The sequence below is a fragment of the uncultured Oscillibacter sp. genome, from assembly GCF_900546705.1.
In the GTDB taxonomy this organism is placed as follows: Bacteria; Bacillota; Clostridia; order Oscillospirales; family Oscillospiraceae; genus Oscillibacter.
The window spans coordinates 37,635-48,097 of record NZ_URDP01000014.1 but is presented as its reverse complement, the minus strand read 5'-3'; the positions used below and the strand labels follow the sequence as shown (position 1 = coordinate 48,097).

The 10,463-nt window shown below is 60.6% G+C and carries 10 protein-coding genes and 1 other annotated feature; of the genes, 7 read left to right on the top strand and 3 right to left on the bottom strand.

Annotation, left to right across the window (positions count from 1 at the left end):
* Both QZS13_RS04765 and rpsO read right to left on the bottom strand, forming a co-directional pair.
* On the bottom strand, window positions 1–1,795 hold a 1,795-nt coding region (locus QZS13_RS04765; RefSeq protein WP_295586195.1), incomplete at its 3' end, for a polyribonucleotide nucleotidyltransferase.
* A gap of 183 nt (window positions 1,796–1,978) precedes the next feature.
* Window positions 1,979–2,245, bottom strand: a complete 267-nt coding sequence (gene rpsO, locus QZS13_RS04760; protein ID WP_295586192.1) for a 30S ribosomal protein S15 — start codon at window positions 2,243–2,245, stop codon at window positions 1,979–1,981.
* 301 nt (window positions 2,246–2,546) lie between these two features.
* Here rpsO and QZS13_RS04755 point away from each other — a divergent pair, with 301 nt between their 5' ends.
* From QZS13_RS04755 to QZS13_RS04735, 5 genes are all read left to right on the top strand, one after another.
* Window positions 2,547–2,909 carry a GntR family transcriptional regulator gene (locus QZS13_RS04755; protein ID WP_295586189.1) on the top strand — a complete coding sequence of 121 codons (363 nt, stop codon included), beginning with the start codon at window positions 2,547–2,549 and terminating at the stop codon, window positions 2,907–2,909.
* Window positions 2,906–3,802 (top strand): ABC transporter ATP-binding protein, encoded by an 897-nt coding sequence (locus QZS13_RS04750; RefSeq protein WP_295586186.1) that lies wholly within the window; start codon window positions 2,906–2,908, stop codon window positions 3,800–3,802. Before QZS13_RS04755 ends, QZS13_RS04750 begins: the two co-directional genes overlap by 4 nt.
* On the top strand, window positions 3,777–5,780 hold the full coding sequence (locus tag QZS13_RS04745; protein WP_295586183.1) for an ABC transporter permease: 2,004 nt from the start codon (window positions 3,777–3,779) through the stop codon (window positions 5,778–5,780). Before QZS13_RS04750 ends, QZS13_RS04745 begins: the two co-directional genes overlap by 26 nt.
* A complete protein-coding gene (locus QZS13_RS04740) occupies window positions 5,777–6,415 on the top strand; it encodes an N-acetylmuramoyl-L-alanine amidase family protein (RefSeq protein WP_295586180.1) in 639 nt (212 codons plus the stop codon). Before QZS13_RS04745 ends, QZS13_RS04740 begins: the two co-directional genes overlap by 4 nt.
* Window positions 6,416–6,525: 110 nt before the next feature.
* Window positions 6,526–6,696, top strand: a complete 171-nt coding sequence (locus QZS13_RS04735) for a hypothetical protein (protein ID WP_295586178.1) — start codon at window positions 6,526–6,528, stop codon at window positions 6,694–6,696.
* 39 nt (window positions 6,697–6,735) lie between these two features.
* Here the strand turns inward: QZS13_RS04735 and QZS13_RS04730 are convergent, their stop codons facing one another.
* On the bottom strand, window positions 6,736–6,951 hold the full coding sequence (locus QZS13_RS04730) for a helix-turn-helix domain-containing protein (RefSeq protein WP_295586174.1): 216 nt from the start codon (window positions 6,949–6,951) through the stop codon (window positions 6,736–6,738).
* Window positions 6,952–7,039: 88 nt separating this feature from the next.
* On the opposite strand from QZS13_RS04730, the gene QZS13_RS04725 reads away from it, so the two are divergent.
* The gene (locus QZS13_RS04725; protein ID WP_295586171.1) at window positions 7,040–7,225 is read left to right on the top strand and encodes a hypothetical protein; all 186 of its coding nucleotides are present in this window, start codon (window positions 7,040–7,042) and stop codon (window positions 7,223–7,225) included.
* A gap of 73 nt (window positions 7,226–7,298) precedes the next feature.
* Window positions 7,299–7,548 (top strand) — a binding site (T-box leader).
* Between the two features lie 62 nt (window positions 7,549–7,610).
* Complete coding sequence (gene ileS / locus QZS13_RS04720) at window positions 7,611–10,424, top strand: isoleucine--tRNA ligase (protein WP_295586168.1); 2,814 nt, start codon at window positions 7,611–7,613, stop codon at window positions 10,422–10,424.
* The last annotated feature ends 39 nt before the right edge of the window (window positions 10,425–10,463 follow it).

Below are 10,463 nucleotides of genomic sequence, written 5' to 3'. Positions count from 1 at the left end.
TGATGTCGATCTTGGCGCCGGTGTCGGCCACGATCTTCTGGATCACCTTGCCGCCGGAGCCGATGACCTCCCGGATCTTGGAGGGATCGATGTGCATGGTCAGCATCTTGGGAGCGTACTTGGACACTTCCTTCCGGGGCTCAGAGATGCAGGGGAGCATAATCTGGTCCAGGATCTCGCACCGGGCGTCGTAGGTGATGTCCAGAGCTTCCTTGATGATCTCCATGGTCAATCCGTCGTTCTTCAGGTCCATCTGGATGGCGGTGATGCCCTTCTTGGTGCCGCCCACCTTGAAGTCCATCTCACCGTGGAAGTCCTCCACACCCTGGATATCGATGAAGGTGGTGAAGGAGCCGTCGTCGTCCTGAATCAGGCCGCAGGAGATGCCGGCCACGGGGGCCTTGATGGGCACGCCGGCGTCCATGAGGGCCAGGGTGGAGCCGCAGATGGAGCCCTGGGAGGTGGAGCCGTTGGAAGAGAGCACCTCGCTGACCACGCGGATGGCGTAGGGGAACTCGTCCACGGAGGGCAGCACGGGCAGCAGAGCCCGCTCTGCCAGAGCGCCGTGGCCGATCTCACGCCGGCCGGGGGAGCGGGCGGGCTTGGCCTCGCCCACGGAGTAGCCGGGGAAGTTGTAGTGGTGCATATACCGCTTCTCCGTCTCCTCCCAGATGGTATCCAGCTTCTGGCAGGCGGAGAGGGTGTCCAGCGTGCACACGGAGAGCACCTGGGTCTGGCCGCGGGTGAACAGGCCGGAGCCGTGAGCCCGGGGCAGCACGCCCACCTCGGCGCTGAGGGGACGGATCTCGTTCTTGGCGCGGCCATCCACGCGGTGGCCTTCCAGCAGCCACTGCTTGACAATCTTCTTCTGGAACTTGTAGGTGAACTCCTCCAGGTACTTGTCCATGTCGGGGTACTGCTCCAGATACTTCTCATGCCACTTTTCGATCATGGCGTTCCAGCGGGCCTCGCGGACGTTCTTGTCGTCGGTGTCCATGGCGGCCTTGGCCTCGTCCATAAAGTTGGCAACAATATCGTCGAACAGCTCCTGGTTGAAGTCGGCATGGGGATAGTCGAACTTGGGCTTGCCCACCTCGGCGACCATCTGGTCGATGAGAGCAATCACCTTCTGGTTTTCCTCATGGGCGGAGCGGATGGCCTCAAACATGACGTCGTTGGGCACCTCGTTGGCGCCGGCCTCGATCATGACCACCTTCTTGTGGGTGGAGACCACGGTCACGTCCAGATCGCTGACCTTGCGCTGCTCACTGGTGGGGTTGAACACCAGCTTGCCGTCCACCAGGCCTACCTTCAGGGCACCCACGGGGCCGTTCCAGGGGATGTCGGAGATGGCCAGGGCGGCGGAAGTGCCGATGAGGGCGGCGATCTCGGGAGAGCAGTCGTGGTCCACGCTCATGACGGTGCACATAATGGACACGTCGTTGCGGAAGTCATAGGGGAACAGGGGACGGATGGGCCGGTCGATGACGCGGCTGGTGAGGATTCCCTTCTCACCGGGACGGCCTTCCCGGCGGTTGAAGGAGCCGGGGATGCGGCCCACGGCGTAGAGCTTTTCCTCAAAGTCCACGCTCAGGGGGAAGAAGTCAATGCCGTCCCGGGGACGGGGGGCGGCGGTGGCGCAGCAGAGCACCCGGGTGTCGCCGTAGCCCACCATAACGGCGGCGTTGGCCAGCTCGGCCATCTTGCCCACCTCCATGAACAGGGGGCGGCCGGCCAGTTCCATCTCGTACTTGTGGTAGCCGGGGAACTGTCTCTTGGTAATAATGGTTGACATAACAATCTCCTTTTCGTTTGGATTTCATCCATGGGAGCCAACCATTTAGCACTTGAAAAAGCGTCCTGCCCGGGAAGAAAAAGGGCGTTTTTTCAACTGCTAAAGGCTTGAGAGGCTCTCATGGCGCCGGTGGAAAATGTGAAAGAAGGGTGGTGCAGAAGTCTACACCACCCTGTTTCAAACTTACTTACGGATGCCCAGCTTGGCAATCAGGGCGCGGTAACGCTCGATGTCCTTCTTCTGCAGGTAGTCCAGCAGGCTGCGCCGCTTACCGACCATCTTCAGCAGGCCCCGGTTGGAGTGCTTGTCCTGAGGATTGGCGCGCATATGCTCGGTGAGCACGTTGATGCGCTCGGTGAGAATGGCGATCTGGACCTCGGGAGAGCCGGTGTCCGTGGGATGAGTGCGGTTGGCATCGATGATAGCGGTCTTCTGTTCCTTACGAAGCATGGTTAAGTTCCACCTTTCTGAATATTCCCCACGATACTGCGCTTTGGGCCGGTGAAAGTCCGCAAAACGAAGCGCCGGGGCATGATACGCCGACATTGGCGTTCTTTGAGAGCATACCACAGCCGGAAGCGGTTGTAAAGAGGAAATCCGTACTTTTCGGATACTTTTTTAAATAATAAGACGTCCAATGGGCAAAAGGGGGATTGACAACCGCATGTTTGGGTAGTATCCTAACTGTACTAGAACAGTTAATACAGTTGTCGCGGCGGCCGGGACCCGCCGCGGAAGGGAGGGTGATAGGATGATCAGCCTGAACTATCGGGATTCCCGACCCATTTATGAGCAGATCAAGGACGGACTGCGAAAGCTGATCGTCACCGGCGGCATCGGCCCGGATGAGAAGCTGCCGTCGGTGCGGGCGCTGGCGGCGCAGCTTGCCATCAACCCAAATACTATCCAGCGGGCGTATAACGAACTGGAGGGTGAGGGCTACATTTACTCCGTCCCGGGCAAGGGCAGTTTCGCCTCCGGCAGTGCCGGAGCGGAGGACGGCCGCCGGGAGGAGCTGGAGCGCCAGCTGCGGGAGCTGCTGGCGGAGCTACGATATCTGGGCGTCACAGCGGAGGAGCTGGGGGCATTGGTAAAGGAGGCGTACGGGAAATGATTGAAGTGAAGGAACTCGTCAAGCGGTTTGACGGCTTTGCCGCGCTGGACGGAGCCACCCTAACCATTCCCACCGGCAGCGTGTACGGTCTGGTGGGGCCCAACGGCGCAGGCAAGTCCACCCTGATCCGCCATCTGACGGGGATTTACCGCCAGGACGGCGGTACCATCTCCATGGGCGGGGAGGACATCTGGGAAAATGCGGCGCTCAAGGCCCGGGTGGCTGCCATCCCCGACGACTGGTACTATTTTCTCCAGGCCACCGTTCGGGATATGATGCGCTTTTACCGTGGATTCTATCCCAATTTCAATATGGAGCGGTACGAAAAGCTCAAGGATGTGTTTTCCATTGACGAAAAGCGGATGATCCGCCGCCTGAGCAAGGGTATGCAAAAGCAGGTGGCCTTCTGGCTGGCCCTTTGCTGTATGCCGGAGTATCTCATTCTGGATGAGCCGGTGGACGGGCTGGATCCGGTCATGCGGCGGCAGGTGTGGTCGCTGGTCATGGGCGACGTGGCCGAGCGGGGCACCACGGTGCTGGTCTCGTCCCACAACCTGCGGGAGCTGGAGGATGTGTGTGACCACGTGGGCATCATGGACCACGGCAAGGTGCTGCTGGAGCGGTCGCTGGAGCAGCTCCAGGACAACATGGTCAAGATGCAGGTGGTATTCCGGGACGGCCAGGATACGGTGCCGCCGGAACTTCCGGTGCTGCATGCCTCCCGCGTGGGGCGGGTGCATACGCTCATCATGCGCATGAACGCCCAGGAGGCCACGGAGCGGCTCATGGCCTACCAGCCCATGCTGGTGGACGCGGTGCCGCTGACGCTGGAGGAGATTTTCATTTACGAGCTGGGAGGTGCAGATTATGCAGTCAAGGACATCGTGCTTTAACGGCACCCTCTTTCGCAAGAACCTGAGCCGGTTCTGGCCGCTGTGGGGCCTTGCGTCCTTTGTGGGAGCCCTGTTCCCTCTGGCGCTTTTTTTGCAGCTGGTGCGCAAGCATACCGCCATTGCTCCCCTGGAGATGACCGGAGTCTATTACGCGACGGTGTCCTGGGTGCTGCCGGCCCTGACCCTTTGCTACGCGGTGCTGTGCGCCATGACCGTGTGGAGCTATCTCTATAATGCCCGCAGTGTGGGGCTCATGCACACGCTGCCCATAGAGCGCCGGGGACTGTTTTTCACCAATTTCCTCTCCGGCATGGCCATGATGCTCATTCCCTACGCCGTCACCGGCGGACTGTGCGTTCTGGTGACCCTGTACGCCCGCGCCCTTGACCCGGTGGGTCTGGGCATCACTATCCTGGCGGTGGTGGGGGAGAGCTTTTTCTACTTTGCCAGCGCCACCTTCGTGGCCTTCGTCACCGGCAACATCTTCGCCCTGCCGGTTCTTTACTTCCTGCTGCACTTTCTGGCGGTGCTGGCGGACTTTCTGGTGTCCTCCTTTGCCCAGGGCTTTTTGTTCGGCTTCACGTCCGACTATACGGGCGTGGCCGAGTTTCTCAGCCCCACGGTGTACTTGGTGCACCATCTGAACACAAATCTTGAATACGTGGACATCACCGCGGAAAGCGGCGAGTACAACCGGATGCTCTCTGCCGTGACGCTGGAAAACGCATGGCTCATTGCCGTCTACGCCCTGGTGGGCGTGGTGCTGCTGGTGCTGGCCTACGGGGCCTACCGCCGCCGCCACAGCGAGTCCGCCGGGGACGTGATGGCCGTGCGGTGGCTGCGGCCGGTGTTCCGCTGGGGCGTGACGGTGCTGGTGGGCTCTCTGGGCGGACTGCTGCTCTACGAGCTGTTCTGGCGCAGCTTTCAGTACAGTTACAGCTCCACCTACGAGGCGTTGCCCATGACCGTGTGCCTGGTGATTGCCGGCATCATCGGCTACTACGCCGCGTCCATGCTGCTGGCAAAGTCGCTGCGGGTATTCCGGGGCAGCTGGAAGTCTCTCGTCGCGGTGGTGGTGCTCTCGGCCGCCTTCTGCATCGGCATGCACACGGATGTACTGGGCGTGGAGTGCCGGGTACCGGAGCTGAGCCAGCTGCGGCAGCTGGAGGTGCAGGTGGACGGCAATACCTATACCCTGACCCCCGGTGAGGACGACACCCTCATCCAGCAGGTGCGGGAATTGCACCAGACCATTGTGGCCGACGAGGCATATATCAGAGAGATGGACTCCGACGGCCCCTGGCCCGAGGACAGTGACGTCAGCTACGGCAACGCCCTGAATCTGAACTACACCCTCCGCTCCGGCATCCGGGTGGAACGATTTTACCGCCTGACGCTTACCCGGGAACGGATTGCCCAGGACGGCACCTACGATGCCCAGCTGGACGCCCTGGTGCGCAGCCAGACCATGAAGCAAAAGCGGCTGCATCTGGACGACGGCTTCACACCCGACGGCGGCAGCCTGTATGTGGAGGCCCAGGGACAGGGCTATGATCTGGGCAGCCGGGAGGCCACAGCCATCCTGAACGCCGTGGCCCAGGATGCCGCCGTGGGCGCCTGGGGCGATCCGGACTGGTTCAAAAATACGGACCGGGACGACTACGCCATGAGCCTGGATCTGAGCTTTACCCGCCAGGGGAAGAACGGCACCGACACCGACTGGATTACCATCACGGTGCACTCGGGCATGAACTACACCGTGGCCTGCTTGGAGAAGCTGGCGCTGGTGACGGAGAAGGACCTGCTGACCAACGGTCAGATGTACCCGGACCGGTATGATGCCTACGAAGCGGAGGAGGACGGGATCATCGATACGGCCCAGGTCCTGGAGCCGGAGGAGCATACGGTGGAGGCGGAACCCTCCGCAGACCCGTCTGCCACCACCAGCGTCGTAGGCGCCATGGTGCTGACGGCATGACCACCGTACAGACAAGACGCCGCCGCCGTACCCGCCGGGTTTCTCCGCTGTGGCTGGCAGCCGCGGCTGCGGTGCTGGCCGCGGTGCTATTCCTGACGAACCGGGGACTGCCGGGGGAGGGAGTCCCCCTGCCGGAGTACGTACAGGAGGACTATCTGCCCGTCAATCCCTACTCCCGTCCCGGCACGCCCCTGGAGAAAATCGACGGCGTGGTGGTCCACTATGTGGGCAATCCCGGCACCACCGCGCAGGCCAACCGGAACTATTTTGCCTCCCTGGCCTCCGGTACCGACGGGACCTATGCTTCCAGCCACTTTGTGGTGGGACTGGAGGGAGAGGTCATCGCCTGCGTGCCCTTGACGGAAGTGGCCTATGCCTCCAACAGCCGCAATGACGATACGGTGTCCATTGAGGTGTGCCACCCGGACGAGACAGGGGAGTTTTCCCAGGTGACCTATGAGCGCACGGTGGAGCTGACGGCCTGGCTGTGCAGGGAGTTTCACCTGGACCCGGAAAAGGACGTGATCCGACACTACGATGTGACGGGGAAGCTCTGCCCCCTGTACTATGTAGAACATCCAGAGGCGTGGGCGGAATTTCTGGACGATGTGGCGGCGGCGCTGGAGGCGTCGTGATTGTCCGAAAATAAAAAAATTTTTAAAAAAGTGAAACAAAACGGCCGGCTGAATCGTCTTATAAGTAAAACCCCGCTGCGCCGGGCCATAAGAAGGAGGGAGCCTTCCAAATGGAGCAAAAGCAGGTTGTGAACAATCTCTGGAGAATCTGGGTGGACACCAAGCGCCGTATTGTGTCTTTCCACGAGGAGGAGGGCTGCCAGATGCTGGAATTTCACAGCCACGAGATGTTTTTGAGTTGTGTGGACCAGTATTCCGGGAAGCAGTACCGCTATCAATAAGAAGATCCGCCAAAAAGGACGCCCGTCGGGCGTCCTTTTTTAATCTGGGTAGGGGACGGGACAACTGGTCAGCCCCAGCAGATAGTCCGTGCTGGTCCGGTAAAAACGGGCCAGGGCAATCAGCGCGGCGCTGGGAATGTCCAGTGAGCCGCTTTCATAGCGGGAATAGGTGGCCTGGGAGACGTGGAGCACCGCCGCCACGGTCTGCTGCTTCAGATCGCGGTCCTCCCGCAGTTCCCGCAGACGGCAATACATGGCGATCCCTCCTGCGTTTTTGTCCATTCTATGATATGCAAAAAATGCATATTGATTTTTATGCGAAAATCGCATAAGATAGGAGGAAATGGGAGGGAGCGGAACCATGGAGCAGGCGGGAAGGGCGCGGGTCTGGCGGATCTGGGTGGATGCAGAGCGGAAGATTGTCTCCTTTCATGAGATGAAAGGAGCACGGCTGCTGGAATTCCGGAACTGGGAGATGTTTATTTCCGCCGTGGACGACTATGCAAAAAGACAGTTTCGTTATCAGTGAAGTTTTTCGCCGGTTTTGCCGGAAAAACAGTTGACAAACCGGCGGAACGTGATATCATAGGCAAGGAATTGGATAATTGGCGTAGATAAGGACGAGTACCCCTTTTTCCCCGTGAAGAGAGCCGCCGTTTGGTGCAAGGCGGACGGGCGGGAAGGGCGAAGATCCCCTTGGAGCCTCCTGCTGAAAGACGACGCGAGTAGGACAGGACGCGTGATGCCCGTTAGCGCATCGGCCCGTGACGGCGGGCTGCGAGAGGCCGCATCCCGTAAGGGGACGGCAAGAAGAGTGGTACCGCAGAGTGTTTTCCGCACCCTGTCTCTTTAGTGAGAGACAGGGTGTTTTTATTTTGCCTGAACAAATTTGTGGATATAAAGGAGAAGCGGATATGGATTACAACAAGACCATCAATCTGCCAAAGACGGACTTCCCCATGCGGGCGGGATTGCCCAAGCGGGAGCCGGAGATGCTGGCGCGCTGGAAGGACCAGGACGTCTATCATGAGATGCTCAAAAAGAACGAGGGCAAGCCCCTGTTCAACCTGCACGACGGCCCTCCGTTTAGTAACGGCGCCCTGCACATGGGTCACGCCCTCAACAAGGCCATCAAGGACTTCATCACCCGTTCCTATGCCATGCGGGGCTATTATACCCCCTATATCCCCGGCTGGGATAACCACGGCATGCCCATCGAGTCTGCCATCATCAAGCAGAACAAGCTCAACCGCAAGGAGATGAGCGTGCCTGACTTCCGTTCCGCCTGCCAGGAGTTTGCCCAGCACTACATGGATGTCCAGAGCGAGGGCTTCCAGCGCATGGGCGTCCTGGGCGACTGGGAGCATCCCTACGCCACCATGCACCCCGGCTTTGAGGCCGAAGAGGTGAAGGTGTTCGGAAAGATGTACCAGAAGGGCTACATTTACAAGGGTCTCAAGCCCGTGTACTGGTGCCCCCACGACGAGACGGCTCTGGCCGAGGCGGAGATCGAGTATCAGGACGATCCCTGCACCACCGTGTATGTGAAGTTCCCCATGCACGACGATCTCGGCAAGCTCCCCAATGTGGATAAGAGCAAGCTCTATTTCGTGATCTGGACCACCACCATCTGGACGCTGCCCGGAAACCTGGCCATTGCCCTGCACCCCGATGAGTCCTATGCCCTGGTAAAGGCCCCCAACGGGGAGATCTATATCATGGCCGAGGCCCTCACGGAGAAGGTCATGAAGATCGGCGGCTTTGAAAGCTACGAGATTGTGGAGACCCATCCCGGCTCCTTCTTTGAAAACATGCTGGCGGACCATCCCTTCCTGCCCAAGACCAGCCGTCTGGTGAATGCCGACTACGTTACCATGGACTCCGGTACCGGCTGCGTCCACACGGCTCCCGGCTTCGGTGCCGACGACTATCAGACCTGCAAGCGCTACGGCATGGACATGGTGGTGCCCGTGGACGATCAGGGCCGCCACACCGACTATGCCGGCAAGTACGCGGGCCTGACCACCGACGAGTCCAACCCCATCATCCTCAAGGATATGAAGGAGAGCGGCGTGCTCTTCGCCCAGGAGGACATCGTCCACAGCTATCCCCACTGCTGGCGCTGCAAGGGCCCCATCATCTTCCGCGCCACCCCCCAGTGGTTCTGCTCCGTGGAGGCCTTCAAGGACGAGGCCTGCGCTGCCTGCGACGACGTGCGCTGGGTGCCCGGCTGGGGCATCGACCGCATGAAGTCCATGATCCGCGAGCGCAACGACTGGTGCATCTCCCGTCAGCGCAAGTGGGGCCTGCCCATCCCCGTGGTGTACTGCAAGGACTGCGGCAAGCCCATCTGCACCGACGAGACCATTGCCGCCATCTCCGCCCTCTTTGAGAAGGAGGGCTCCAACGCCTGGTTCGCCAAGACCGCCGAGGAGATCCTGCCCGAGGGCTTCACCTGCCCCCACTGCGGCTCCAAGTCCGGCTTTGAAAAGGAAGAGGACACCCTGGACGGCTGGTTCGACTCCGGCTCCACCCACTTCGCCGCTATGAAGCGGGACCAGGGCTTCTGGCCTGCCACCATGTACCTGGAGGGCCTGGATCAGTACCGCGGCTGGTTCCAGTCCTCTCTGCTCACCGCCGTGGGCGCCTTTGGTCAGGGCGCGCCCTTCAAGGAGTGCGTCACCCACGGCTGGACCGTGGACGGCGAGGGCAAGGCCATGCACAAGTCCCTGGGCAACGGCATGGACCCCTATGAGATCATGGACAAGTACGGCGCCGACCTGCTGCGGTTGTGGGCAGCCAGCGCCGACTACCACGCCGATATGCGCTGCTCTCACGAGATCTTCAAGCAGCTGAGCCAGAACTATCTGAAGTTCCGCAACACCGCCCGCTACTGCCTGGGCAACCTGAATGGCTTCGATGCAGACCACCTGGTGTCTGCCGAGGAAATGGAGCCTCTGGACCGCTGGGCTGTGACTGCGCTGAACAGCCTGATCGAAAAGTGCGAGCAGGCATACAAGGATTACGAGTTCAACGCCGTCACTCACGCCATCAATGACTTCTGCGTGGTGGAGATGTCCAACTTCTATCTGGACATCATCAAGGACCGGCTCTACTGTGAGGAGGCTGACGGCCTCAAGCGCCGCAGTGCCCAGACCGCCCTGTTCCTGATTCTGGACACCATGACCAAGATCATGGCTCCTATTCTGGCTTTCACCTGCGATGAGATCTGGCAGTCCATGCCCCATCGCGCCGGCGACGACGGCCGCAACGTAGTGTTCAACGAGATGAACAAGCCCTTCACCGCCTACGCCCTCAGCGATGAGGAGATGGCCAAGTGGGCCGTCGTAGAAAAGCTGCGGGACGACGTGAACGCCGTGCTGGAGACCGCCCGTGCCCAGAAGAAGATCGGCAAGGCCCTGGAGGCCCATGTAACCCTCCACGCCGGGGACGACGCCACCGCCTCTGCCCTGATGCAGGTGGCCGGACTGAACCTGGCGGAGCTGTTCATCGTCTCTGACTGCCGCCTGTCTGCGGGAGAGCCCGAGGAGGGCGCCGTGACCGGCAAGGGCACTGCTTATCCCGGTCTGACCGTGGCTGTCAGCGAGGCCAAGGGCGGCAAGTGCGAGCGCTGCTGGATGCACTCCACCCAGGTGGGCGAGGACCCCAACTATCCCACTCTTTGCCCCCGCTGCGCTGCTGTGGTGGCAAAGCTGCCCCAGTTCTGATTCCTGCGTTTTCCCTGAAGTGCAAAAGCACCCGGACCG

Coding starts and splice junctions, on each gene's coding strand:
- rpsO (WP_295586192.1), bottom strand. CDS start 2,245: ATGCTTCGTAAGGAACAGAAGACCGCTATCATCGATGCCAACCGCACT.
- QZS13_RS04755 (WP_295586189.1), top strand. CDS start 2,547: ATGATCAGCCTGAACTATCGGGATTCCCGACCCATTTATGAGCAGATC.
- QZS13_RS04750 (WP_295586186.1), top strand. CDS start 2,906: ATGATTGAAGTGAAGGAACTCGTCAAGCGGTTTGACGGCTTTGCCGCG.
- QZS13_RS04745 (WP_295586183.1), top strand. CDS start 3,777: ATGCAGTCAAGGACATCGTGCTTTAACGGCACCCTCTTTCGCAAGAAC.
- QZS13_RS04740 (WP_295586180.1), top strand. CDS start 5,777: ATGACCACCGTACAGACAAGACGCCGCCGCCGTACCCGCCGGGTTTCT.
- QZS13_RS04735 (WP_295586178.1), top strand. CDS start 6,526: ATGGAGCAAAAGCAGGTTGTGAACAATCTCTGGAGAATCTGGGTGGAC.
- QZS13_RS04730 (WP_295586174.1), bottom strand. CDS start 6,951: ATGTATTGCCGTCTGCGGGAACTGCGGGAGGACCGCGATCTGAAGCAG.
- QZS13_RS04725 (WP_295586171.1), top strand. CDS start 7,040: ATGGGAGGGAGCGGAACCATGGAGCAGGCGGGAAGGGCGCGGGTCTGG.
- ileS (WP_295586168.1), top strand. CDS start 7,611: ATGGATTACAACAAGACCATCAATCTGCCAAAGACGGACTTCCCCATG.